We start from the raw sequence: 24,720 nt of genomic DNA on the forward strand, positions 1-24,720 counted from the left end.
CCCCCACTTCCTTGCAGGAGGCAAGTCCCATGGCGCAACTCTCGATCACCCCCGCCGCCGCCGAACAGATTCACCGCGTCCTCGACGAACGCGGACACGGCCTGGGCCTGCGCGTCTCGGTCAAGCCCAGCGGCTGCTCCGGCTACAGCTATGTGCTCGACTTCGCCGACGAGGCCGAGGCCGAGGACACCGCCTTCGAGGCCCACGGTGCCACCGTCTATGTGGCGCCGGAGGCCCTGGAGATGCTCGACGGCAGCGAGGTGGACTACGTCAACGAAGGGCTGAACCGCTTCTTCCGCTTCAACAACCCCAACGTCAAGGACCAGTGCGGCTGCGGCGAAAGCTTTACCGTCTGAGCCAAAGATCCAAGCCACTTCGCTGGAATGGCTAAGGGGCGCTGGGGATAGTCCGGAGCGAAGCGTCTTTTTCAGGGGTGAGGAGGATTCCTCCGAACGGGTAGGCCATGGATGGCCTACCCCGGCCCTGCAAGTGGAGCAGGATGCGAGAGCGCCGCAGGAAAAAGTCGAGCGCCCAGGGAGGGGTTCACAGCGTCTTCGCGTAGTGACTATCCCCAGGATAGCCCCGAGCCTCAACGGAGGCGGCGCGCACAAGGAACTCTACCGGCGCCGATTGTCCCGGCGGCCGATAAGCCGCTATAATGCGCGCCCATTCGGCGCCTTTTCGGCTCGCCTCGCGGTCGCCCGCCGCCGAACCACTTGCCCGATGCGCTGCCTGCCCTTCCCCAGGGCAGGCGGCGCGTCGCCATCCTGAAGACCCTGTCCATTCCATTACGGAGACACGCCCCATGGCTACCGAACGCACCCTGTCCATCATCAAGCCCGACGCCGTCGCCAAGAACGCCATCGGCGAGATCATCGCCCGCTTCGAGAAGGCCGGCCTCCAGGTCGTCGCCGCCAAGATGCTCAAGCTGGACGACGACAAGGCCGGCGGCTTCTACGCCGAGCACAAGGAGCGTCCCTTCTTCAAGGATCTGGTCGGCTTCATGACCTCCGGCCCGGTGGTCGTGCAGGTGCTGGAAGGCGACGACGCCATCGCCAAGAACCGTGAGCTGATGGGCGCCACCAACCCGAAAGAAGCCGCGCCGGGCACCATCCGCGCCGACTTCGCCGAGACCATCGACGCCAACGCCGTGCACGGCTCCGACTCCGCCGAGTCCGCCGAGCGCGAGATCGCCTACTTCTTCGGCGCCGACGAGATCTGCCCGCGCTGATCTTCCGGGCGGGGGCACGTCCCCCGCCTCCCCGGCCGCCCTCCCTCCTCCGACCCGCTGATCGCCATGACCACTACCACGCCCCAACGTACCAACCTGCTCGGCATGACCCGCGAGGCGCTGGAAGCCTTCTTCGCGTCGCTGGGCGAGAAGAAATTCCGCGCCGCCCAGGTGATGAAGTGGATCCATATCGAAGGCTGTGACGACTTCGAGGCCATGACCAACCTCTCCAAGCCGCTGCGTGCCAAGCTCAATGAGGTGGCCGAGATCCGTGGCCCCGGCGTGGTCTATGAGGGCACCTCCAGCGACGGCACCCGCAAATGGGTACTGGAGGTGGAAGACGGCAGCTACGTGGAGACGGTGCTGATTCCCGCCGAGAACGGCAAGCGTCGCACCCTGTGCGTCTCGTCCCAGGTCGGCTGCTCCCTGGATTGCAGCTTCTGCTCCACCGGCAAGCAGGGCTTCCAGCGCAACCTCACCGCCGCCGAGATCATCGGCCAGGTGTGGGTCGCCCAACGCAGCGTGGGCCCGCGCCGGGATACCGCCAATCGCCCGGTCACCAATGTGGTGATGATGGGCATGGGCGAGCCGCTGCTCAATTACGACAACGTCGTGCCGGCCATGAAGCTGATGCTCGACGACAACGGTTACGGCCTCTCCAAGCGCCGCGTCACCCTCTCCACTTCCGGGGTGGTGCCGATGATCGACAAGCTCGGCGACGAGCTCGACGTGAGCCTGGCCATCTCGCTGCACGCCGCCAATGACGAGCTGCGCAACGAGCTGGTGCCGCTCAACCGCAAGTACAACATTCGCACCCTACTCGACGCCTGCAAGCGTTATCTCGGCAAGTGCGACGACACCCGCCTGGTCACCATCGAGTACACGGTGATCAAGGACGTCAACGATCAGCAGGAGCACGCCCGACAGCTCGCCGAGCTGCTCGAGGAGCTGCCCTGCAAGATCAACCTGATTCCCTTCAACCCCTTCCCCCACTCGGGCTACGAGAAGCCGTCCCGCAACCAGGTGATGCGCTTCCAGCAGTGGCTCTATGAACTGGGCTATACGGCGCCGATCCGCACCACCCGCGGCGACGACATCGATGCCGCCTGTGGCCAGCTGGTGGGTCGGGTCAAGGATCGCACCAAGCGTCACGAACGCTATATCCAGTCGATCCAGATCGACGCCGACTGAGCCGTCGGCCACCTTGACTTCAACCGGGCGGGGCGCTTTGATGGTGAGGCCTTTTGCCAAGGCCTCGGCCTCTCGCCGAGCCCTGTTCCCACTCAGTCGTCATGCGAGGATTCGATGAGCCGTCGTTCCATCCAGCCCCGACCCCCACGCCGCCTCGTCCTCCCCCTGCTGCTGGTTGCCAGCCTGGGCCTGGGGGGCTGCGCGGGCCAGGCGGTGCAAACGACGAGCACCTCGCCCGTCGAGGCCTATACCGAGCTGGGGCTGGGCTACCTGGAGCGCAACAACCTGCCACGCGCCCTGGCCGCCCTGGACCATGCCCTGCAGGCCGACCCCCAGGACGTGGAGGCCCTCCAGGCCATGGCCATCGTCTATCAGCGCCAGGGCGAATCGCGCCTGGCGGAAGAGTACTTCCAGCGCGCCCTGGGCCAGGCTCCCGACTTTACCCGGGCGCGCAACAACTATGCGGCCTTCCTCTATGAGCGTGGTCGCACCCGCGAAGCCTGCGAGCAGTTGGCACAGGCCTCCCGGGATACCCAGTACACTAATCGTGCCCAGTTGTTTGCCAACCTGGGCCAATGCCAGCAGGAGATCGGCGATATCGCCGCGGCGCGCCAGAGCCTGGAACGCGCCCAGGCCATCGACGCTCGCGCCCCGCGCAGCTACTACCTGCTGGCTCAGCTCGAGTACGCCCAGGGAAACTATTCGCGTGCCCGGGAGCAGCTGCAGTTGTTTATGCGCCTGGCCGGCGCCACCCCCGCCAGCCAGCGCCTGGCCAGCCAGATTCGCGCCGCCGAAGGCGGCGCCACCTCGTCATCGAACTCGCCGCTGCGTCCTCATGGCACTCTCTGACCCCAGACTCTCGATCAAGGATGCTCAGTCATGAGCGACATGCACGACCCCTCACTCGACGCGGTGTCCAGCACCCCCTCTCCCGGCGCCCTGCTCAAGGCCGAGCGGGAGCGCCAAGGGCTCTCCCTGGAGCAGATCGCCGCCGGCCTCAACCTGCGCCCGGCGGTGATCGGCGGCCTGGAGGAGGACGACTACGGCGAGGTCCCGGTCTCCGCCTACCGGCGCGGCTATCTGCGTGCCTATGCCCGCTTCCTGGGCATGGACGACGGCCCGGTGATCGGCGCCTACAACGCCCGCCACGGCAGCCAGGAAGCGGAACGCCCGGTCACCCCGGTGCAGGTCACCAAGCCGCCGTCGCGGCTGGGGGCCTGGCTCTTCAAGCTGGTCACCCTGCTGGTGCTCCTCGGCCTGGTCGGCCTGACCCTGCTGTGGTGGCAGAGCCGCGGCGGTAACGAGCTCGGCGGCCTCGAGGACGAGGCGCCGGTGGCGGTGGATAGCCTCGACGGCACGCCGGCCAACGAGCCGAGCCGCGACTGGTCCAGCCAGGTGGCCACCGACCAGGGCCCCGAGCCCGAGGTATCCACCATCGAGACGCCCGGTGTCGAGGCGCCCGGTATCGAGGCGCCCGGTATCGAGACGACGCCCGCCGAGGTCGTCCCCGAGGGCGACGCCGCCCCGGCCGATGATAAGGCCGGGGTGGCCGACGAGGCCGAGGCCGCGCCCCCCGTCGCCGAGGCCGCCGACGAGCCCGCCACCGAGGAGGCGGCCGCCGCGGACTCGCGTCGCCTCGAGCTGACCTTCAACGAACAGTCCTGGACCGAGATCTTCGACGCCAACGACCAGCGCATCCTGATCGGCCTACAGGAGCCGGGGCAGACCGCCAGCCTGGAGGGCGAGCCGCCCTTCCGCCTGACCGTCGGCAATGCCAGCGGTGTCGAGCTGCGTTACCGCGGCGAGACCATCGATCTCGGTGCCCGCGCCGGCGCCAATAACGTCGCGCGCTTCACCCTGGGAGAGTGACCCTAAGTCCTATGCACGCCCAATCTCCGATCATCCGTCGTCAATCGCGCCAGATTCATGTGGGCTCGGTGCCCGTGGGGGGCGATGCGCCCATCTCGGTGCAGAGCATGACCAACACCAATACCCTGGACGTGGCCGCCACCGTGGCCCAGATCCAGCGCCTGGAGGCCGCCGGCGCCGATATCGTGCGGGTCTCGGTGCCGGACATGGACGCCGCCGAGGCCTTCGGCCAGATCAAGCGCCAGGTGGCGGTGCCGCTGGTGGCGGATATCCACTTCGATTACAAGATCGCCCTGCGGGTCGCCGAACTCGGCGTCGACTGCCTGCGCATCAACCCCGGCAATATCGGCCGCGAGGAGCGGGTGCGCGCCGTGGTCTCCGCGGCCCGGGACAACGGCATCCCGATCCGCATCGGCGTCAATGCCGGCTCCCTGGAGAAGGACCTGCAGAAGAAGTACGGCGAGCCGACCCCGGCGGCCCTGGTGGAATCCGCCATGCGCCATATCGATCACCTGGATCGCCTCGATTTCCAGGAGTACAAGGTCAGCGTCAAGGCCAGCGACGTCTTTATGGCGGTGGCCGCCTACCGCGACCTGGCCACCCGCATCGAGCAGCCCCTGCACCTGGGCATCACCGAGGCGGGCGGGCTGCGCTCCGGCACCGTCAAGTCCTCCATCGGCCTCGGCCTGCTGCTGATGGACGGCATCGGCGACACCATCCGGGTGTCGCTGGCCGCCGACCCGGTGGAGGAGATCAAGGTCGGCTTCGACATGCTCAAGAGCCTTCGCCTGCGCGCCAAGGGCATCAACTTCATCGCCTGCCCCAGCTGCTCGCGGCAGAATTTCGACGTCATCGGCACCATGAATGCCCTGGAAGAGCGCCTCGAGGACGTCATGACGCCGCTGGACGTCTCGGTGATCGGCTGCGTGGTCAATGGTCCCGGCGAGGCCAAGGAGAGCGATCTCGGCCTCACCGGCGGCAGCCCCGCCAACCTCGTCTATATCGATGGCAAGCCGGCCAGCAAGCTGCGCAACGACAACCTGGTCGATGAGCTGGAGGCGCTGATCCGCACCAAGGTGCGCGAGAAGCAAGCCGCCGAGAAGGATACGATCGCCCGCGGCTGAGGGCGCCCCCATCAAGGAGTCAATGTTGAGCAAGAAGATCCAGGCCATTCGTGGCATGAACGACCTGCTGCCGGAGCAGTCCCCACTGTGGCAGTACTTCGAGGGCAAGGTGCGCGACCTGATGCGGCGCTACGGCTATGCCGAGATCCGCACCCCCATCGTCGAGCAGACCGCCCTGTTCGCGCGCTCCATCGGCGAGGTCACCGATATCGTCGAGAAGGAGATGTACACCTTCGAGGACCGCAACGGCGACAGCCTGACCCTGCGTCCCGAAGGCACGGCGAGCTGCGTGCGCGCCGCCATGGAGCATGGCCTGCTGCATAACCAGACCCAGCGCCTCTGGTACCAGGGCCCGATGTTCCGCCACGAGCGTCCCCAGAAGGGTCGCTATCGCCAGTTCCATCAGGTCGGCGTGGAGACCTTCGGCTTCGAGGGGCCCGACGTGGACGCCGAGCTGATCCTGCTCACCGCCCGCCTGTGGCAGGAGCTGGGGCTGATGGAACACGTCACCCTGGAGCTCAACTCCCTGGGCTCCCTGGAGGCCCGCGCCGCCTACCGGGAGACCCTGGTGGCCTACTTCGAGGAGCACCATGCGCTGCTCGACGAGGACTCCCGGCGTCGCCTGACCAGCAACCCGCTGCGCATCCTCGACTCCAAGAACCCGGAGATGGCGGCCATGCTCGACGCCGCGCCGCGACTGATGGATCACCTGGACGCCGAGTCCCGGGACCACTTCGCCGCCCTGACCGCCATCCTCGACGACGCCGGCATCGACTACGTGATCAACCCGCGCCTGGTGCGCGGCCTCGATTACTACTCGCGCAGCGTCTTCGAATGGACCACCACGGCCCTCGGCAGCCAGGGCACCGTCTGCGCCGGTGGCCGCTACGATGGCCTGGTGGAGCAGCTGGGCGGCAAGCCGACCCCGGCGGTGGGCTTCGCCATGGGCATCGAGCGGCTGATCCTGCTGCTCGAAACCCTGGAGCTGATGCCCAACGCGGCCCGGCCGAGCCTCGACCTCTATGTGCTGGGCATGGGCGAGGCCGCCGGCCGCGCCGCCCTGCTGCTCGGCGAGGAGCTGCGCGGCGCCCTGCCCGAGCTGCGCCTGCAGGTGCACTGCGGCGGCGGCAGCTTCAAGAGCCAGATCAAGAAGGCCGACAAGAGCGGGGCACGCCTGGCCCTGCTGCTCGGCGAGGACGAACTGGCCGAAGGCCGCGTGACCCTCAAGTTCCTGCGTGAGGACCGCGACCAGCAGAGCCTCTCCCGGGAGGCCCTGGTGTCGGCCCTGCCGGAACTGCTCGCCGACTGATCCGCGACCCATTCGATCGACAAGGAGACCGCCCGTGGCGGAGCTGAGAACCGAAGAAGAGCAGCTGGAAGCGCTCAAGCGCTGGTGGAAGGAAAACGGCATGGCGCTGGTCGCCGGCGTGGTGCTGGCCGCCGCGGGGCTCATCGGCTGGAATGCCTGGCAGAGCTATCAGGCCAATCAGGCCGAGGCCGCCTCCATCCGCTACCAGCAGTTGATCGGCCTGGCCTCCCAGGAGCGTCTCGACGAAGCCGGCCTGGCCGAGGCCCAGCGCCTGGTGGACGAGATCACCGATGCCCACGACGGCACCCTCTATGCCGACCTGTCGCGGCTGATCGAGGCGCGCCTGGCGGTGGAGGCCGGCGACCGGGTCGCCGCCCGGGCCGTCCTCGGCGACCTGGTGCAGGCTAGCGAGGATGCCTATGTGCGTGACCTGGCGCGACTGCGCCTGGCCCGCCTGCAGCTGGCCGACGACGAGCCCGCCGCGGCCGTGGCGACCCTCGAGGGCGAGCTGGCCGAGGCGCTCGGCGCCCAGCGCGCCGAGCTGATCGGCGATGCCCGCCTGGCCCTCGGCGAGGTGGCGGCGGCCCGCGGCGCCTATCGCGATGCCCTGAGCCTGGCCGAGCGCCATGGCCAGGCCCTCTATGGCGTCCAGCTCAAGCTGGACGACCTCGGTCAGGAAGGAGCCGACCAATGAAACCGACCCTGGTAATCGCCTGCGCCGCCCTGGCGCTGCTGGCCGGCTGCGCCAGCAAGAGTGAACCCCAGTATCCGCCCAAGGCCCTGGAGGCCTTCGAGGCCAGCGCCGACCTCGCCAGCGACTGGAGCCGTGGCATCGGCAGCGGCCTGGGCCGTGCCGGCTACCCCATCGCGCCGATCCGCGATGGCCAGCGGCTGTTCGCCGCCGATGCCGAAGGACGCCTGCTGGCCCTGGACGCCGACAGCGGCGAGATCGAGTGGCGCCAGGAGCTCGACGAGGCCGTCTCCAGCGGCCTGACCGCGGTGGCCGGGCAACTCTACCTGGGCACCCGCAACGGCGAGGTGCTGGCCCTGAACCAGGCCGACGGCAGCCTCGCCTGGCGCGCCCGGGTGCCCAGCGAGGTGCTGGCCGCGCCCCAACCCAGCCAGCAGCTGCTGGTGGTGCAGAGCGTCGACGGCAGCGTCACCGCCCTGGACCGCGCCAGCGGCGAACGGCGCTGGGTCTATGCCGCCAACGAGCCGGCCCTGACCCTGCGCGGCACCGGCACCCCCCGGGTGATCGAGCCGGTCACCTTCGCCGGCTTCGCCAACGGCCGCCTGGTGACCCTGGACAACCGCAGCGGCCAGCCGCTATGGGACCTGCGGGTCGCCGTGCCCCAGGGCCGCAGCGAGATCGCCCGCCTGGTCGACCTGGACGGTCAGCCGCTGCTGACCCCGGACGGTCGCCTCTATGTGACCAGCTACAACGGCCGCCTGGTGGCCCTGGAAGCCACCTCCGGCGAGGTGCTGTGGCAGCGCGACCACTCCAGCTACCTGACGCCGCTGCTGGTGGGCGACTACCTGTTTACCGTCAACGAGGCCGGCCATGTGCTCGCCCTGGACGCCCTCTCCGGCCAGCCGATCTGGCGCAACGAGGCCCTGGAGGGGCGCTGGCTCACCGCCCCGGCCTTCGCCGATGGCAAGCTGGTGCTGGGTGACTTCGAGGGTTACCTGCACCTGCTGGAGGCCCGCAACGGCGAGCTGGCCGGCCGTACCCGCATCAACCGTTCCGGCATCATGCTGCGCCCCCTCACCGAGGGCCGCCAGATCCATGTGCTGGCCAACGACGGGCGCCTCGAAGCCCTGACCATTCGCGAGACACCATGACCCCAGTAATTGCCCTGGTCGGCCGCCCCAATGTGGGCAAATCGACCCTCTTCAACCGGCTGACCCGCTCGCGGGACGCGCTGGTGGCCGACTTCCCCGGCCTGACCCGCGACCGCAAGTACGGTAACGGGCGCCTCGGCGACAAGCCGTTCACGGTGATCGACACCGGCGGCATCAGCGGCGACGAGGAAGGCATCGATGCGGCCATGGCGGAGCAGTCCCTGGCCGCCATCGACGAGGCCGATATCGTGCTCTTCCTGGTGGACGCCCGGGCCGGCCTCAACGTGGCCGACGAGGCCATCGCCAACCACCTGCGCGTCAATCAGAAGAAGACCTGGCTGGTGGTCAACAAGACCGATGGCCTGGAAGAGCACTCGGCCATGGCCGACTTCTGGCAACTGGGCCTGGGCGGCGATCCCTGGCCCATCGCCGCCGCCCACGGCCGCAACGTCAGCCGGCTGATCGAGGAGGTGCTCTCGCCCTTCCCGGAGCAACCCGAGGAGGAGGCGCTCCCGACCCGGGACGACGGCATCCGCATCGGCGTCATCGGCCGCCCCAATGTGGGCAAGTCGACCCTGGTCAACCGCCTGCTCGGCGAGGAGCGGGTGGTGGTCTTCGACGAGGCGGGTACCACCCGCGACGCCATCGAGATCCCCTTCGAGCGCCGCGGCCGACCCTATGTGCTGGTGGATACCGCGGGTATCCGGCGTCGCAAGAACGTCCGCGAGATCGCCGAGAAGTTCTCCATCATCAAGACCCTGGAGGCGATCAAGGAGTGCCACGTCGCCATCATGGTGCTGGACGCCCGCTCCGGCCTGGTCGAACAGGACCTGCACCTGCTCGACTATGTGCTCTCCAGCGGCCGCGCCCTGGTGCTGGCGGTCAACAAGTGGGACGGCCTGGAGAGCGAGCAGAAGGAGAAGATGCGCGCCGAGGTCAAGCGCCGCCTGGGCTTCGCCGACTACGCCGACCTGCACTTTATCTCGGCCCTGCACGGCACCGGGGTGGGCGATCTCTACCCCTCCATCGAGCGGGCCTTCGCCTCCTCCACCACCCGCTGGTCCACCAATCGCCTGACCACCATCCTCCAGGACGCGGTCGGCGAGCATCAGCCGCCGCTGGTGCGCGGGCGACGCATCAAGCTGCGCATGGCTCACCAGGGCGGCGCCAACCCGCCGATCATCGTGGTCCATGGCAACCAGACCGAGTCGCTGCCGGAGGCCTACAAGCGCTACCTGACCAACACCTTCCGCAAGGTGCTCAAGGTGCGCGGCACGCCGATCCGCTTCGAGTTCCGCTCCGGCCACAACCCCTATGACGCCGATGCCGGCGCCAGCGACCGGGAGAAGGCCAAGAAGCGCGAGCTGGGCCGCACCAAGGAGGCCCGCGGCAAGCGCCGCCGCTGAGCCTCCCGGGGCCGATCGCCGCCCGCCGTCCTCGACGGCGGGCGGCGTCGTTTCAGGCCTCGCCGGCCAGGCGCCGGCCGCCCACCCACTGGTTGGCGAACTGCCAGGCGGCGCGGCCGCTGCGCCCGCCGCGCAGGGTGGCGAAGCGGATCGCCGCGGCCCGGGCCTCGTCAGTCCAGTCCTCGGCCTCGCCCAGCCGGGTCACCCAGTGACAGCAGGCCGCCAGGTAGGCGTCCTGATTGAAGGGGTGGAAGCCGAGCCACAGCCCGAAGCGGTCGGAGAGCGAGATCTTCTCCTCCACCGCATCGCCGTGATGGAGCTCTTCGCCCACCAGGCGGCTGGCGTCGTTGTCGCTCATCGACTCCGGCAGCAGGTGACGACGATTGGAGGTGGCGTAGAGCAGCACGTTCTCCGGCGGCCCGGTGAGGGCACCGTCCAGCACGCTCTTCAGGGCCTTGTAGGCGTCGTCGCTGCCCTCGAAGGAGAGGTCGTCGCAGTAGACCACGAAGCGATGCGGCTCGCGGCGCAGCTGCTCCACCAGCAGCGGCAGCCCCGCCAGGTCGTGACGATCCACCTGGACCAGCCGCAGTCCCTCGCCGGCCAGGGAGTTGAGCAGGGCGCGGATCAGCGATGACTTGCCGCTGCCCCGGGAGCCCCATAACAGGGCGTGGTTGGCCGGCAGCCCCCGCAGGAAGGCGCGGGTGTTGTCCACCAGGGCCAGCTTCTGGCGCTCGATGCCCAGCAGGTCGTCCAGGCCCAGGGCATCCCGGGGCGGCACCGGCAGGAGCTGGCCGCCCAGGGCATGACGCTGCCACAGGGCCGCCACGTCGCGGGACCAGTCCACCGTCTGGGGGGCCGGCGGCAGCCAGGGCTCGACCCGTGTCAGCAGCGACAGCAGTCGCTGGGTTAACTCCTCATTCATCATGCCTCTCCATGTCATCCCCCTCCGGGGGCTGGTCTCGAGAAAACGTCCATTGTAATCAAGTGGGTCGAGTCCAGTCGCTACGACCTTCCCTCCCCGCTCCTAGCGAGACGCCACAGGAGAGGTAAGGCGCGCCGCGACACTGAGCACCGCCTGCACCGACGCGGTCACGAGGTTCGGATGGCACCCCACCCCAAACCGCGAGCCGGCCACTCCCGGCCGACTCCCCTCCACGATCGCCAGCGCTGGAGCATCGGCACCCTTGCCCAGGCTGCGCTCCTCATAGCTATCGATACGCAGCGGAATCTGCAGAGCATCGACGGCGGCGTCTATGGGGCCATTGCCGCTGCCTCGCAAGCGCCGTCGGGTAGCATCGGACAGTTCGACTTCGATCTCGATCTCCTGCCCCTCGTCGGCATCCCACAGGCGATGCCCGACATAGGCCAGGGTACCGCCCGCGCGCGCCGGCACCAGGTAAGTACGTTCGAACAGCGCCCAGATAGCCTCGCCATCGAGTTCAGCCTCGCTGGTATCGGCTTGTCGCTGGACGATAGCGCTGAACTCGACCTGCATACGCCTGGGCATGGTGACACCATGCTCCTGGCGCAGCAGGAAGGCGATTCCTCCCTTACCCGACTGGCTGTTGACCCTCACGATGCTGTCGTAGGTACGCCCCACGTCTTGAGGATCGATCGGCAGATAGGGGACTTCCCACGGCGCGCCCGGGCACTGGGCGGCTAACCCCTTGGCGATGGCATCCTGGTGCGATCCCCAGAAGGCGGTGAAGACCAGGTCACCGACATAGGGGTGGCGTGGATGGATGGGTAATGCGGTGCGCTGCTCGGCGACCCGCGCCACGGCAGCGATATCGGAGAAATCCAACCCCGGGGAGATGCCCTGGGTGTAGAGGTTGAGCGCCAGGGTCACCAGGTCGAGGTTGCCGCTGCGTTCGCCATTGCCGAACAAGCAGCCCTCGACACGCTGAGCCCCTGCCAGCAGCGCCTGTTCGGCACAGGCGACACCGGTGCCGCGATCGTTATGCGGATGTACCGAAAGCACCACATGTTCACGACGCTCGAGGCGGTCGTTCATCCACTCGACTTGATCGGCAAAGACATTCGGCGTCGCCACTTCCACGGTGGTAGGCAGATTGATCATGACCGGTCGGCCTGGCTCAGCCCCCCAGCAGCGGATGGCGGCATTGCAGGCCCGCAGTGACACTTCCAGCTCGGCCATGCAGAAGGTCTCCGGTGAATACTGCAACACCCACTCGGTCTGCGGATAACGTGCCACCTTGGCACGCAGCAGCTCGACATGGTGCACCACCAGTTGCTCGACCTCCGCCACGGAAAGCCCGAAGACCAGGCGCCGCCACAGCGGTGCGACAGCATTGTAGAGATGGATAATGACCCGACGCGCCCCGGCGACGCTGCGCACCGTCTCCTCGATCAGATCCTCTCGCAACTGGGTCATCACCATGGGCGTGACATCGTCGGGGATGCGCCGCTCATCGATCAGCCGTCGAACCACATCGAAGTCGATACGCGACGCTGCGGGAAAGCCAACCTCGATCTCCTTGAAGCCAAGGCGTACCAGCTCATCGAACAGATACAGCTTGCGCTCTCGCCCCATCGGCTCGAACAAGGCCTGGTTGCCATCGCGAAGATCGGTGGAGAGCCAGGTCGGCGCCTGGGTAATGGTACGGGAAGGCCAGCGACGGTTCGGCAGATCAATGGTCGGAAAGGGGCGGTACTTGTGCTGTGGATACTGAAGCATGGTCGCTACCTAGAATGGATTGTCGGGAAAATCACGACCTCTCCCAGCCATCAAGCAGGCCTCTCGACACCGGGGACCGGGAGAGATCACAGGGCGCCGACGGGCGACCACAGACCCCGGTGATGATCCAGGAGTAGGGTTGGCGCTAGCGAATGGCGAGGAAGTCGGAACATGAGCGTTTCCCGGAGGCAAGGAGTCACTAGATTAGAGCGCCTCCCTAGGGACATCCTGCGCCAGATGGTCTATTTTTATCGCAAAATGGTCATAGTGAATGATCGAATGGTCGACCTTCTCCACCAGCCCTACAACGCGTCGGCCATGCCGGTGACCGGTGTCGCCATCGACTACCCCAGCGGTCACCGCGTGGCACCTCACCACCATCCACGCGCGCAACTGGCCTATGCGATCGAGGGGGTGCTGGTGGTCGAGACACCCTCCGGCCGTTGGGTAACCCCGCCGACCCGTGGCGTCTGGCTGCCCGCCGGTACCCGTCACGCCTTGTATATGCGCGGGGTGACACGGCTCCGCAGCCTGTTCGTCACCCCCGATGCCATCGAGGGCCTGCCCCGTGACGAGTGCGTGATCGACGTCTCACCCCTGCTGCGTGAGCTCATCCTTGCCGCCACCCAGGTGGAAGAGCCCTATGTCGGCGACAGCCGCGATGCTCGCCTGATGCGGTTTCTACTCGATGAACTTTGTACGCTCCCGGTGCTTCCGTTCCACTTGCCTTGGCCGGAGGACGCACGCATCGCCCAGATCTGCCGGATCCTGACCGAGCGGCCCTCGACCAGCCTCACGGCAGACGAGTGGGCCCGACGGCTGGCCATGAGCCCCAAGACGTTCCACCGGCGATTCCAGCGCAGCACCGGCGTCACCTTTGGCCGCTGGCGGCAACAGGCGCGGCTATTGCTATCCCTGGAGAGCCTCGCCCAGGGAGTCCCCATCGTGGAGATTGCCCTGCAACAGGGTTACAGCAGCCAGAGCGCCTTCACCGCAGCCTTTAGACGCCAGTTCGGCGTGCCACCTACGGCGTTCTACCGGAACAGTGGTCCGGCCGGGTAACCTCGGTCGAGCCATGCCTTCCGACGTCGAAGCCTGCTGTTGACCCCAGCGACTTTCGGGTATCTTGTGGGCCGACAGCCCCTTCCCGGGGCACCCCCGATGGAGATAATCATCATGCGTTGGATACCACGCCTGGCCGTGGGAGCCCTCTGCCTCGGCCTCGCCGCCTGCGCCACCTCGCCCACCGGACGCCAGCAGCTGACCCTCTACTCGGATCAGCAGCTGAACCAGATGGGCCAGCAGGCCTTCGCCCAGTACCAGTCGGATCTGCCCCAGGCGGGTGGCGCCGCTCAGCGCTACGCCGAGTGCGTGGCCGGCGCCCTGGTCGACGCCCTGCCGGAGCGGGCCCGCCACCAGAACTGGCAGATCCGCGTCTTCGACGAGGCGTCGATCAACGCCTTCGCCCTGCCCGGCGGCTATATGGGCGTGCATAGCGGCCTGCTCAAGGTGGCCGAGACCCCCGACCAGCTGGCCGCCGTGGTGGGCCACGAGATCGGCCATGTGCTGGCCAGCCATGCCAACGAGCGGGCCTCGACCCAGTCGGTGACCCAACTGGGGCTGTCGGTGCTGCAGAGCTCCGCCGGCATCGAGAGTCAGCAGGTGCTGGGGCTGATGGGCGCCGGCGCCCAGTACGGCATCCTGCTGCCCTTCTCGCGGCGTCACGAGAGCGAGGCGGATATCATCGGCCTGGGGCTGATGGCCGACGCCGGCTTCGATCCCCGCGCCAGCCTGGCCCTGTGGGAGAACATGCGCGCCGCCTCCGGTGGCCAGCCGCCCGCCTGGCTCTCTACGCACCCCAGCCATGCCCAGCGCCTGGCCGCCCTGCAGGCGGAGATGGGGCCGGCCCTGGCCCGCTACGAGCGCGCCCGTCAGGCCGGCCGCGTCCCCCACTGCCAAGCCCCCCGCTAACCTCCGACGGAACCCCCATGCTACGACTCGGACTGCTGCTGTTGATCCTCCCCTCCCTGGCGCTGATGGGCGTCTATTTCTGGGAACTCGGCCAGGTGCGTGACTGCACCTTCGGCGGGGGCCACTGGGACTACCTGGAAGGGGTGTGCCGGGAGGGCCCCCAGCCCTTCGTCTCGCTCTTCCAGCGTCATCCGCTGCTGGTCAACGGCGGCATGCTGCTCTCGATGCTGGGCGTGGGGCTATGCATGGTGGGGCTCTACGTCAAACGCCGCTGAGCCGCGCCTAAAACGCCGAGGGCCGGTCATCGGACCGGCCCTCGGCGTTTCGCAGACAAGCGATTCACAGCGCGCGCCGCAGCTCGTCCAGCACCGGGGCGGTATCGGGGCGCTTGCCGCGCCACTGGAAGAAGGCCTCGGCGGCCTGCTCCACCAGCATGCCCAGGCCGTCGAGGGGGCGGGCACCGCGCTCCCGGGCCCAGCGCAGGAAGACGGTGAGCTCGGCGCCATACATCATGTCGTAGGCGGTGGCCCCCGCGGCGAAGAGGTCGTCGGGCAGCGGCGGAAGCGCGCCCCCCAGGCTGGCGCTGGTGCCGTTGATCACCAGATCGAAAGGCCCGGCGACGGCCTCGAAGCCACCGCCCCGGATCGGCCCCAGATCGGCGAAATCATCGGCCAGGGCCTCGGCCTTGGCGGCGGTGCGATTGGCCACCCGGAGGCTCGCCGGCCCCTCGGCCAGCAGCGGCTCCAGCACCCCGCGCACCGCACCGCCGGCGCCCAGCACCAGGACCCGCGCGCCCCGCAGCGTCACGCCATGGCGTTGAAGGTCGCGGACCAGGCCGACGCCATCGGTGGTATCTCCGTAGGTATCGCCATTCTTGCCCAGCACCAGGGTATTCACCGCCCCGGCCCGCCGTGCCCGGCGGCTCAGGGTCGCGCAGAGGCGGTGGGCCTCCTCCTTGAAGGGCACGGTGACATTGGCACCGCGACCGCCGGCGGCGACGAAGTCGCGCCAGGCCCCGGCGAAGTCGTCCAGGGGCGCCTCGATGGCGGTGTAGTCGATCGCTTCACCCCACTGGGCGGCGAAGGCGGCGTGGATGGCCGGCGACCGGGAGTGGCCGATGGGATGGCCGAAGACGCAGTAGCGATCGCTCATGCCGAGGCCTCCCCCAGCCAGTCCCGGGGCCGCAGGTAGTCCCGGTAGAGCGTCGCCTCCGGGCTGCCCGGCTCGGGCTCCCGGCCGTAGTCCCAGCGCGCCAGCGGCGGCATCGACATCAGGATCGACTCGGTGCGTCCGCCGCTCTGCAGGCCGAAGAGGGTGCCCCGGTCCCAGACCAGGTTGAACTCCACATAGCGCCCCCGGCGATAGAGCTGGAAATCCCGCTCTCGCTCGCCCCAGGGCGTCTCCCGGCGGCGCCGGGCGATGGGCAGATAGGCGTCGAGGAAGGCGTCGCCCACGGCGCGCTGGAAGGCGAAGCTCCTGTCGAAGCCCCAGTCGTTGAGGTCGTCGAAGAAGAGCCCACCCACGCCGCGGGTCTCGCCGCGATGCTTGAGGTAGAAGTAGTCGTCGCACCAGGCCTTGTAGCGCGGGTAGACGTCGTCGCCGAAGGGCGCGCAGGCGTCCCGGGCCACCCGGTGCCAGTGCCGGACGTCATCCAGCACCGGATAGAAGGGGGTCAGGTCGAAGCCGCCGCCGAACCACCACACCGGCGCCTCCCCCGCCTTCTCGGCGATAAAGAAGCGCACATTGCCGTGACTGGTGGGCACATGGGGGTTCTCCGGGTGCAGCACCCAGGAGACGCCCACCGCATGGAAGCCGCGCCCGGCGAGCTCCGGCCGCGCCGCGGTGGCCGAGGGCGGCAGTTGGGTGCCATACACATGGGAGAAATTGACGCCGCCCTTCTCGAAGAGGGCGCCGTTCTCGATCACCCGGGAGCGGCCGCCGCCGCCCTCTTCCCGGGTCCAGGCATCCTCGCGGAACTCGGCCCGGCCATCCTCCTCGGCCAGGCCCTGACATAAGCGGTCCTGCAGCTCCAGCAGGTAGGTCTTGACGGCATCGAGATGGGCGTGGGCCACGAAGCCTCCGGTCGATATTGGGCCGGACGAGTGCCCGACCCGGGTGCATGGGAAGGATCAGCCGCGCAGCACGCGCCCGCTGATCAGATCACGAATGGTGCTGGGCTGGTCGCGCCCGCCCAGGGGGCCCTCCACCAGCGCCGCCAGGTCGTCGCCGAAATAGCCACGCACCTGGTCCGCGCTGAGCGCCGGCGGCTGCCCGGCGGGGTTGGCGGAGGTCGAGACGATGGGCCCGCCGAAGGCGGCACACAGCTCGGCGACCAGGGGATGGTCGCTGACCCGCAGCGCCACGCTGCGGTGACCACCGCGCACCAGGGGATGGGCACGGCCGTTGTCCGGCACCAGCCAGGTATTGGGCCCGGGCCAGCTGGCCACCAGGGGCGCATGCAGGGCCGGGTCGAGGCCCTCCAGCCAGGGGCCGAACTGGGTGATATCGCCGGCGATCAGGATCACTCCCTTGGCCGGGTCCCGGGACTTGAGGCGCAGCAGGGCGGTCAGCGCCCCTTCGTCATCCGGGTCGCAGCCCAGCCCCCAGACCGCCTCGGTGGGGTAGGCGATCACGCCGCCGCTGCGCAGCGCGGCGACGCCCTGAGACAGAGATTCACTGGAAAGAAGCGCATCACCCATGGCGACCTCATCGCTCTCGCTGAAAAGGCAAAGTCTACCATGGCCCGCGCCTTACGGAAGGCGGACCCAGCCCCCGGCGGTGGCCGCCACCCGGCCCTCCAGCTCCAGGGCCAGCAACTGTCGCTGGCACTCCGCCACCGATAGTCCGGCCAGCGCCACCAGGGCATCCAGGGGCGTGGGCACCTCGCTGAGCAGCGCCAGCAGGGGCGCCTCGTCGGCGGCAGGCGCCGGCTCGGGCATCGATGCGGCCAGGGGCCCCTCCCAGTGCCCCAGCTCCTCCAGCAGCTCCTCGGGTCGGGTGATCAGGGTCGCCCCCTGGCGCAGCAGCTGCAGGCAGCCCCGGGCCTGGGAGTTGTGCAGCGACCCGGGCAGCACGAAGAGGTCGCGGCCCTGTTCCAGGGCCAGGCGGGCGCTGACCAGGGAGCCGCTGCGCTCGGCGGCTTCCACCACCAGCACGCCCCGGGAGAGGCCGGTGATGATGCGGTTGCGACGCGGGAAATGGCCGGGGTGAGGTGGAGTACCGGGAGGATGTTCCGCGAGCAGCAGGCCGCCTCGGCGCAGCCGCTCGTAGAGGGCACCATGCTGGCGGGGGTAGATCACGTCGATGCCCGTCCCGAGCACCGCCAGGCTGGTACCGCCGGCCGCCAGGGCCGCCGCCTGGGCAGCGCCGTCGATCCCCAGGGCCATGCCGCTGACCACGCACCACTCCTGCGCGGCCATGGCCTCGGCGAAGCGAGCCGCGCTCCGCAGGCCATCCCGGGTAGGCCGACGGGACCCCACCATGGCCAGGCGGGGCGGCGTCAAGGCCGCGAGCTCGCCCCGCGCCCAGAGCAGTGGCGGCGGGTCGGGCAGCTCATCGAGTAGTCTCGGCCAGGCGAGGTGATCGGGGGACAGCAGGTGGTGATCCTCGGCCGCGTCGGCCCACTCCTCCAGGGCCTCGAGCTCGGCCTGGAGGGGGCTGCGGGCGGGATGCTCGAGCCATAGCCGCAGGGCCTGGCGGGCCTGCCCCGGCAGCAGCGCCAGCCAGCCCTCGGGCCAGGCCGGCGACTGGGCCCGCAGCCTCGCCAGTTGCAGGGCCCCCAGGCCCGGCAGCCGGGTCAGCAACCACCACTCCCTGGCGGTCATCGGCGCCTGGGCTCAGGGCGCGTCGGCCAGCAGCTCGCGGCGGTCGGGATGATAGACCCGATCCCCCACCCCCAGGGTGCGCGTCGCCTGCATCACCAGGGCGTAGCTGACCTTCTCGAAGGGCCGGAACACCATCACCAGGCCGGCCTCCTCGCCGGGCAGCTGGATCAGCTCGTTGGTATTGGGGTCGGTGACCAGCTCGCCCTGCTGCTCGACCCGCAGCACATGTCCCGCCGCGATGCCATCGCGACGCCCCAGGTCCAGGGCCACCACCTGCAGGCGACCGATAAACTGCACCCCGCCGGGCACCGCCAGGATACGCCCACTGATGGCGCGCTCCGGCGCCCGGGGCAGGAACTGGCCGGCCCACTCGCGCTCTTCCACCGGCAGGATCAGGTCGCCATTGCGTACCTCGAGATCGGACTCGGTGATCTCCAGGCGACTGATCTCGCCGTCGCGACGCAGCCACAGGGCGCGCCCCACGCCGAGCAACTCGATGCCCAGCAGCTCGCCACTCTGGGGATCCTCGTAGCGCTCGCCCAGGCGATAGATCCCCAGGCGCCCGGTGTCGGGCAGCGCCCCGCGCACATAGATGGCATCCCCCGCGCCGCTGACCAGGCGGCGATCGTCGCCGCCCACTACATAGGCCAGGTTCTCGATCCCCTCGGCCTCGTCCACCACCCGATGACGGCGCAGGAAGTGCTCCACCACCTCCAGGGGCAGGGGCGCGATGGCCTCCCGGTGGGGCACCCGGCGCACCTCCGGCGAGAGCCGAACCACGCCCTGCCCCCGCTCCAGGCGCAGGCAGGGGCGACCGTTGCAGTCGGCCAGGTAGATGATGTCACCGGGATAGATCAGGTGAGGATTGCGGATCTGTGGATTGACCTGCCAGATCTCCGGCCATTGCCAGGGGTGACGCAGGAAGCGTCCGGAGATATCCCAGAGGGTATCGCCGCGCACCACCGTATAACGCTCCGGGGCATCGCTCCTGAGCCCGGCATAGCTCAGCGACTGCGCCTGAGCCGCGGCCACCCACGCCATGATCAGGGCCACCAGCGCCCCGCCGCATAGATATCGCAAGCATCGTTTCATCCCTTGGCCCCCCAGCCCCGCCGGCCCCGAACGGGCTCCGGCCGAATGAATTCCCCGCACCTTCATGTAGCATTTCGTAAATCAGTGTAATCCCCGTGTCCCGCTCACGCACACCGGGATTCACGATAGGGCATGACTATTACGCCCATGATCGGGTCGCGTGGTTCCGTTGCCGTCGTCGCCCCTCTACAATATGGAAAGAAACCCGAACCCCCGCACAACGGTGATTTCAACGCCATGGCCAAATTACCCATTCTCGAATTTCCCGACGAGCGCCTGCGCACCAAGGCGGCCCCGGTCGACACCGTCGATGACGCCGTTCGCCAGTTGGTCGATGACATGTTCGAGACCATGTACGCCGCCCGCGGCATCGGCCTGGCGGCGACCCAGGTGGATGTGCACCGTCGCGTCATCGTGATGGACGTCAGCGACGACCAGAGCCAGCCTCTGGTGCTGATCAATCCCGAGTACACCCCCCTCGGCGAGGAGCGTCAGCCGATGCAGGAGGGCTGCCTCTCGGTGCCCGAGTATTACGCCGAGGTGCCCCGCGCCCTGAGGGTTCGCCTCAAGGCCCTCGACCGCGACGGCCAGCCCTACGAGCTGGAGGCCGATGGCCTGCTGGCGCACTGCATCCAGCACGAGCATGACCACCTGGAGGGCGTGCTCTTCGTCGACTACCTCTCGGCACTCAAGCGCGAGCGAGTCATGAAGAAGATGCAGAAGCGCCATAAGCTGCTGCAGGAGGCCTAAGCCTCTTCCCATGACAAGGCCGGGTATCCCCCGGCCTTCGTCGTTAAGGGCCGCCTTGCGCTATCATGTCGCCTACCCTGTCAGAACCGACGACCCAGCAAGGCCATCCTGCATGACTCGACCCCTTCGCGTGATCTTCGCCGGCACCCCGGACTTCGCCGCCTCCAGCCTCCAGGCGCTGCTCGACAGTCCCCACCGGGTCATCGCCGTCTATACCCAGCCCGATCGTCCCGCCGGCCGCGGCCGCAAGTTGACCCCCAGCCCGGTCAAGGCCCTGGCCCAGCAGCATGAGCTGCCGGTCTACCAGCCCCAGAGCCTGAGGGATGCCGAGGCCCAGGCCGAACTGGCGTCCCTCGAGGCGGATATCATGGTGGTGGTGGCCTATGGCCTGCTGCTGCCCCAGGCGGTGCTGGATATCCCGCGTCTGGGCTGTCTCAATGTGCACGCCTCCCTGCTGCCGCGCTGGCGCGGCGCCGCGCCCATTCAGCGCGCCATCGAGGCCGGCGATGCCGAGAGCGGGGTGACCATCATGCAGATGGACGCCGGCCTGGACACCGGCCCCATGCTGCTGACCCGCACCACCCCCATCGACGACACCACCACCGGCGGCGAACTCCACGACCGCCTGGCGGCGCTGGGCGGCGAGGCCATCGTCGAGGCCCTCGACCGGCTCGCCGCGGACGGCCTAGCGGCCACCCCCCAACCCGAGGCGGGCGTGACCTATGCCGCCAAGCTCTCCAAGGCGGAGGCGGAACTCGATTTCCGCCGCCCCGCCGCCGAGCTGGCCGCCCGGGTACGCGCCTTCAACCCCTGGCCGGTGGCCTGGACCCGACTGGCGGACCAGCCCCTGAGGATCTGGCTGGCGGCCGTCGGCGAGCGCCTCGCCGAGGATCCCCAGGCGCCTCCCGGCACCCTGCTCTCCGCCGGCCGCGACGCCCTGCGTATCGCCTGCGGCGAGGACGGCCGCGAGGTGCTGGCGGTGACTCGCGCCCAGTTGCCCAGCGGCAAGCCCCTGGCCGCCCGGGAGCTGCTTAACGCCGGCCAGGCCCGCTTCACCCCGGGCACCCGCCTGGGCGAGACCCCCACGGAGGCGCCCCAATGAGCGATCGTCGCCCCCCCAACGGCCAGGAAGTGCGTGCCGCCGCGGCCCGCAATCTGGTCCCGGTGATTACCGCCAAGGGCTCCTTGGCGAGCCTCGACGAGGGGCAGGTGGGCAGCCGTGATCGGGGCCTGCTGCGCGAGCTCTGCTATGGCGTCTGTCGCACCCAGCCGCGCCTGGAGGCCCTGGCCGGCCGACTGCTCAAGCACCCCTTCAAGCGTCGCGATGCGGATATTCAGGCCCTGCTGCTGGTGGGTATCTACCAGTTGCTCTACCTGCGCGTGCCGGCCCATGCCGCCGTGGGCGAAACCGCCGGCGCCGCCCGCCTGCTCGGCAAGGAGTGGGCCACCCGGGTGCTCAACGGCTGCCTGCGCCGCCTGCAGCGGGAGTCCCTGGCGCTCCAGGCCGAGGTGGACAAGGACCCCCATGTGGCCCTGATGCACCCGCCCTGGCTGCTCAAGGCACTGCGCCAGGCCTGGCCCGACGACTGGCGCGCCATCGCCGCGGCCAATAACCTGCCCGGCCCCATGACCCTGCGCATCAACCGCCGCCATGGCGATCGGGAGGCCTACCTGGCCCGCCTCTACGACGCCCACCTTCCGGCGCGACTCTGCCTGCACTCCCCGGATGGCCTGACCCTGGAGACCCCCTGCGACGTCTACCAGCTCCCCGGCTTCGAGGCCGGCCATGTCAGCGTTCAGGATGAGGCCGCCCAGCTCGCCGCCGAGCTGCTGGGTCCGGTGGTGGCGCCGCGCCCCGGGGCCCGGGTCCTTGACGCCTGCTGTGCCCCCGGCGGCAAGACCGCCCACCTGCTGGAGGTCTTCGACCTGGCCCTGACCGGCATCGACAGCGATGCCAAGCGACTCTCCCGGGTCGAGTCGACCCTGGAGCGGCTCAAGCTGGAGGCCACCCTGCTGCATGCCGACGCCGCCACGGACGACTGGTGGGATGGCACCCCCTTCGATGCCATCCTGTTGGACGCCCCCTGCTCCGGCAGCGGGGTGATCCGCCGCCACCCGGACATCAAAGCCCTGCGCCGCGCCGAGGATATTCCGGCACTGGCGGCGCTGCAGGCCAGGCTACTGGATGCCCTCTGGGCCAAGCTGGCCCCCGGCGGCACCCTGCTCTATGCCACCTGCTCGGTCCTGCCGGAAGAGAACGCCGATCAGATCCAGGCCTTCCTGGCCCGCACCCCCGACGCCGAGGTCACCACCCCCGGCGACGTGGCCTGGGGGCGCCCCGCCGGCGCCGGCCGCCAGTTGCTGCCCGAGGAGGAGAGTCACGACGGTTTCTTCTATGCTCGGCTGCACAAGAGCAAGGCCACCGACTGACATGCCCCGCCACGGCAGTGACCGTCGACGCAGAGAAACATAACGGCGTCTTCCATGCCCGGCGATACAAGAACAAGAGCAAGGCCACCGCCTGACGCGTCCCGCCGACGCAGAGAAGCATAACGGCGTCTGCTATGCCCGGCGATACAAGAACAAGAGCAAGGCCACCGCCTGAGACGCCCCGGTGAAGAATTAGCGTTTACCGGCATCCGGTGCCGGCCCCCCTATACTGCCAGGAGCCCCCGCCATCGCGGCGGGGCCCCTTCATCGGCACGGGAGGCCCCATGTCCCACGTCTACAAGCATATCGAGCTCACCGGCTCCTCTCCCGAGGGCATCGAGGACGCCGTCAATCAGGCCCTGACCCGGGCCAGCCGCACTATCCACGACATGCGCTGGTTCGAGGTCATCGAGACCCGGGGCCATATCGAGAATGGCAAAGTGGCTCACTGGCAGGTGACCCTCAAGGTGGGCTTCACCCTGGAAGAGTGACCCCCGTGGCCCGGTGGTTTATGCTAGCCGGCGCCACTCGGTCCGCCGCCGACGCGTCCCCGGCGCCGGCGGCGGCTTGGGTTATCAGCAGACGGAATCCCTGTCATGAAGATCATCATTCTCGGCGCCGGTCAGGTCGGCGGCACCCTGGCCGAACACCTGGCCCACGAGGAGAACGACATCACGGTGGTGGACACCGACGGCGACAAGCTGCGCGAGCTGCATAATCGCCTCGATATCCGCACCGTCAGTGGCCCCGCCTCCTATCCCATGGTGCTGCGCCAGGCCGGCTGCGAGGACGCCGACATGCTGATCGCGGTGACCAGCCAGGACGAGGTCAACATGATCGCCTGCCAGGTCGCCCATACCCTCTTCCGCACCCCGACCAAGATCGCCCGGGTGCGGGCCACCGCCTACCTGACCCGTCGCGGCCTGTTCGCCCACGAGGCGATTCCCATCGACGTGTTGATCAGCCCCGAGCAGGTGGTCACCGACCATATCCGCCGCCTGATCGAGTACCCCGGCGCCCTGCAGGTGCTGGAGTTCGCCGGCGGTCAGGTGCAGCTGGTGGCGGTGGAGGCCTTCTATGGCGGGCCCCTGGTGGGCCAGGACCTGGGCTTCCTGCGCCGCCATATGCCCAACGTGGATACCCGGGTGGCGGCCATCTACCGCCGCAACCGGCCGATCATCCCGCGGGGCGATACCGTGATCGAGGCCGACGACGAGGTGTTCTTTATCGCCGCCCGCCGCGATATCCGCGCGGTGATGAGCGAGCTGCGCCGGGTCGAGCGGGACTTCCGACGGGTGATGATCGCCGGCGGCGGCAATATCGGCGAGCGCCTCGCCGAGATGCTCGAGCACAGCCACCAGGTGAAGATCATCGAGCACAGCCTGGAGCGCTGCACCACCCTCTCCGAGCGCCTCGACCGCACCGTGGTGCTGCACGGCAGCGCCACCAGCAAGCGCCTGCTGCTGGAGGAAAACATCGAGGAGTGCGATATCTTCTGCGCCCTGACCAACGACGACGAGGTCAATATCATGTCGTCGATGCTGGCCAAGCGTTTGGGGGCCCGGCGAGTGCTGACGCTGATCAACAACGCCGCCTACGTGGACTTGGTCCAGGGTGGCGAGATCGATATCGCCATCTCCCCCCAGCAGGCCACCATCGGCAGCCTGCTGACCCATGTACGCCGCGGCGATATCGTCAATGTTCACTCCCTGCGTCGCGGCGCCGCCGAGGCCATCGAGGCCATCGCCCACGGCGATGCCCGCTCCTCGCGGGTGGTGGGCCGTGCCATCGGCGAGATCGACCTGCCCGGCGGCACCACCATCGGCGCCGTGGTGCGCGGCAAGGAGGTGCTGATCGCCCACGACGACGTGGTGGTGGAGTCCGGCGATCATGTCATCCTGTTCGTCGTCGACAAGCGCCGCATCCGCGACGTGGAGCGCCTCTTCCAGGTCGGCCTGACCTTCTTCTGATGAACCGGGTGGT

The 24,720-nt window shown here is 68.8% G+C and carries 25 protein-coding genes; 18 read left to right on the forward strand and 7 right to left on the reverse strand.

All coding sequences use genetic code 11. The features are described from left to right. Positions 1–29 precede the first annotated feature (29 nt). The 10 genes from NFU04_RS04350 to der all read left to right on the forward strand — a co-directional run bounded on the left by NFU04_RS04350 (position 30) and on the right by der (position 9,972). Positions 30–356 carry a HesB/IscA family protein gene (locus NFU04_RS04350; protein ID WP_251308278.1) on the forward strand — a complete coding sequence of 109 codons (327 nt, stop codon included), beginning with the start codon at positions 30–32 and terminating at the stop codon, positions 354–356. A 449-nt stretch (positions 357–805) separates the two neighbouring features. Next, positions 806–1,231: a nucleoside-diphosphate kinase gene (ndk, locus tag NFU04_RS04355; RefSeq protein ID WP_146801938.1), complete on the forward strand. Its 426-nt coding sequence runs from the start codon at positions 806–808 to the stop codon at positions 1,229–1,231. 66 nt (positions 1,232–1,297) lie between these two features. Then, positions 1,298–2,422 (forward strand): dual-specificity RNA methyltransferase RlmN, encoded by a 1,125-nt coding sequence (gene rlmN / locus NFU04_RS04360; RefSeq protein WP_251308279.1) that lies wholly within the window; start codon positions 1,298–1,300, stop codon positions 2,420–2,422. A 114-nt stretch (positions 2,423–2,536) separates the two neighbouring features. After that, positions 2,537–3,271 (forward strand): type IV pilus biogenesis/stability protein PilW, encoded by a 735-nt coding sequence (gene pilW, locus NFU04_RS04365; RefSeq protein ID WP_251308280.1) that lies wholly within the window; start codon positions 2,537–2,539, stop codon positions 3,269–3,271. Between the two features lie 30 nt (positions 3,272–3,301). Next, positions 3,302–4,291 (forward strand): helix-turn-helix domain-containing protein, encoded by a 990-nt coding sequence (locus NFU04_RS04370; RefSeq protein ID WP_251308281.1) that lies wholly within the window; start codon positions 3,302–3,304, stop codon positions 4,289–4,291. 11 nt (positions 4,292–4,302) lie between these two features. Continuing rightward, on the forward strand, positions 4,303–5,415 hold the full coding sequence (ispG, locus tag NFU04_RS04375; RefSeq protein ID WP_146801942.1) for a flavodoxin-dependent (E)-4-hydroxy-3-methylbut-2-enyl-diphosphate synthase: 1,113 nt from the start codon (positions 4,303–4,305) through the stop codon (positions 5,413–5,415). Positions 5,416–5,440: 25 nt separating this feature from the next. After that, on the forward strand, positions 5,441–6,724 hold the full coding sequence (gene hisS, locus NFU04_RS04380; RefSeq protein WP_251308282.1) for a histidine--tRNA ligase: 1,284 nt from the start codon (positions 5,441–5,443) through the stop codon (positions 6,722–6,724). 34 nt (positions 6,725–6,758) lie between these two features. Then, the gene (locus NFU04_RS04385; protein ID WP_251308283.1) at positions 6,759–7,418 is read left to right on the forward strand and encodes a YfgM family protein; all 660 of its coding nucleotides are present in this window, start codon (positions 6,759–6,761) and stop codon (positions 7,416–7,418) included. Further along, on the forward strand, positions 7,415–8,566 hold the full coding sequence (gene bamB / locus NFU04_RS04390) for an outer membrane protein assembly factor BamB (RefSeq protein WP_251308284.1): 1,152 nt from the start codon (positions 7,415–7,417) through the stop codon (positions 8,564–8,566). The genes NFU04_RS04385 and bamB overlap by 4 nt, the downstream gene beginning before the upstream one ends. Next, the gene (gene der / locus NFU04_RS04395; RefSeq protein ID WP_251308285.1) at positions 8,563–9,972 is read left to right on the forward strand and encodes a ribosome biogenesis GTPase Der; all 1,410 of its coding nucleotides are present in this window, start codon (positions 8,563–8,565) and stop codon (positions 9,970–9,972) included. Before bamB ends, der begins: the two co-directional genes overlap by 4 nt. A 52-nt stretch (positions 9,973–10,024) precedes the next feature. Here der and NFU04_RS04400 read toward each other — a convergent pair whose 3' ends face one another. Beyond that, on the reverse strand, positions 10,025–10,894 hold the full coding sequence (locus tag NFU04_RS04400) for an ATP-binding protein (RefSeq protein ID WP_251308286.1): 870 nt from the start codon (positions 10,892–10,894) through the stop codon (positions 10,025–10,027). Positions 10,895–10,996: 102 nt separating this feature from the next. Then, on the reverse strand, positions 10,997–12,670 hold the full coding sequence (locus tag NFU04_RS04405; RefSeq protein WP_251308287.1) for a 2-isopropylmalate synthase: 1,674 nt from the start codon (positions 12,668–12,670) through the stop codon (positions 10,997–10,999). A gap of 237 nt (positions 12,671–12,907) precedes the next feature. Between NFU04_RS04405 and NFU04_RS04410 the strand changes: the two genes are divergently transcribed. The 3 genes from NFU04_RS04410 to NFU04_RS04420 all read left to right on the forward strand — a co-directional run bounded on the left by NFU04_RS04410 (position 12,908) and on the right by NFU04_RS04420 (position 14,916). After that, a complete protein-coding gene (locus NFU04_RS04410) occupies positions 12,908–13,732 on the forward strand; it encodes an AraC family transcriptional regulator (RefSeq protein ID WP_251308288.1) in 825 nt (274 codons plus the stop codon). Positions 13,733–13,846: 114 nt separating this feature from the next. Then, entirely contained in the window at positions 13,847–14,641 is a 795-nt protein-coding gene (locus NFU04_RS04415; protein WP_251308289.1) for a M48 family metallopeptidase, read from the forward strand. 17 nt (positions 14,642–14,658) lie between these two features. Beyond that, positions 14,659–14,916 (forward strand): hypothetical protein, encoded by a 258-nt coding sequence (locus tag NFU04_RS04420; protein ID WP_251308290.1) that lies wholly within the window; start codon positions 14,659–14,661, stop codon positions 14,914–14,916. A 64-nt stretch (positions 14,917–14,980) separates the two neighbouring features. Here NFU04_RS04420 and aroE read toward each other — a convergent pair whose 3' ends face one another. From aroE to NFU04_RS04445, 5 genes are read right to left on the reverse strand one after another with little or no spacing between them, the layout of a single operon-like run. Beyond that, complete coding sequence (gene aroE / locus NFU04_RS04425; protein ID WP_251308291.1) at positions 14,981–15,793, reverse strand: shikimate dehydrogenase; 813 nt, start codon at positions 15,791–15,793, stop codon at positions 14,981–14,983. Next, complete coding sequence (gene hemF / locus NFU04_RS04430) at positions 15,790–16,713, reverse strand: oxygen-dependent coproporphyrinogen oxidase (RefSeq protein WP_251308292.1); 924 nt, start codon at positions 16,711–16,713, stop codon at positions 15,790–15,792. The genes aroE and hemF overlap by 4 nt, the downstream gene beginning before the upstream one ends. A gap of 57 nt (positions 16,714–16,770) precedes the next feature. Further along, on the reverse strand, positions 16,771–17,340 hold the full coding sequence (locus tag NFU04_RS04435; protein ID WP_251308293.1) for an L-threonylcarbamoyladenylate synthase: 570 nt from the start codon (positions 17,338–17,340) through the stop codon (positions 16,771–16,773). A 51-nt stretch (positions 17,341–17,391) separates the two neighbouring features. Beyond that, positions 17,392–18,465: a DNA-processing protein DprA gene (dprA, locus tag NFU04_RS04440; protein ID WP_251308294.1), complete on the reverse strand. Its 1,074-nt coding sequence runs from the start codon at positions 18,463–18,465 to the stop codon at positions 17,392–17,394. Between the two features lie 12 nt (positions 18,466–18,477). Continuing rightward, positions 18,478–19,557 carry a LysM peptidoglycan-binding domain-containing protein gene (locus tag NFU04_RS04445; protein WP_459382065.1) on the reverse strand — a complete coding sequence of 360 codons (1,080 nt, stop codon included), beginning with the start codon at positions 19,555–19,557 and terminating at the stop codon, positions 18,478–18,480. A 237-nt stretch (positions 19,558–19,794) separates the two neighbouring features. On the opposite strand from NFU04_RS04445, the gene def reads away from it, so the two are divergent. From def to trkA, 5 genes are all read left to right on the forward strand, one after another. Continuing rightward, positions 19,795–20,307: a peptide deformylase gene (gene def, locus NFU04_RS04450; protein ID WP_251308296.1), complete on the forward strand. Its 513-nt coding sequence runs from the start codon at positions 19,795–19,797 to the stop codon at positions 20,305–20,307. A 112-nt stretch (positions 20,308–20,419) separates the two neighbouring features. Beyond that, complete coding sequence (fmt, locus tag NFU04_RS04455) at positions 20,420–21,409, forward strand: methionyl-tRNA formyltransferase (RefSeq protein ID WP_251308297.1); 990 nt, start codon at positions 20,420–20,422, stop codon at positions 21,407–21,409. After that, positions 21,406–22,737: a 16S rRNA (cytosine(967)-C(5))-methyltransferase RsmB gene (gene rsmB, locus NFU04_RS04460; protein ID WP_251308298.1), complete on the forward strand. Its 1,332-nt coding sequence runs from the start codon at positions 21,406–21,408 to the stop codon at positions 22,735–22,737. Before fmt ends, rsmB begins: the two co-directional genes overlap by 4 nt. 284 nt (positions 22,738–23,021) lie before the next feature. After that, entirely contained in the window at positions 23,022–23,228 is a 207-nt protein-coding gene (locus tag NFU04_RS04465; RefSeq protein WP_146801958.1) for a dodecin, read from the forward strand. 105 nt (positions 23,229–23,333) lie between these two features. Then, positions 23,334–24,707 (forward strand): Trk system potassium transporter TrkA, encoded by a 1,374-nt coding sequence (trkA, locus tag NFU04_RS04470; RefSeq protein ID WP_251308299.1) that lies wholly within the window; start codon positions 23,334–23,336, stop codon positions 24,705–24,707. The last annotated feature ends 13 nt before the right edge of the window (positions 24,708–24,720 follow it).

Source organism: Halomonas sp. NCCP-2165 (assembly GCF_023708045.1).
In the GTDB taxonomy this organism is placed as follows: Bacteria; Pseudomonadota; Gammaproteobacteria; order Pseudomonadales; family Halomonadaceae; genus Bisbaumannia; species Bisbaumannia pacifica.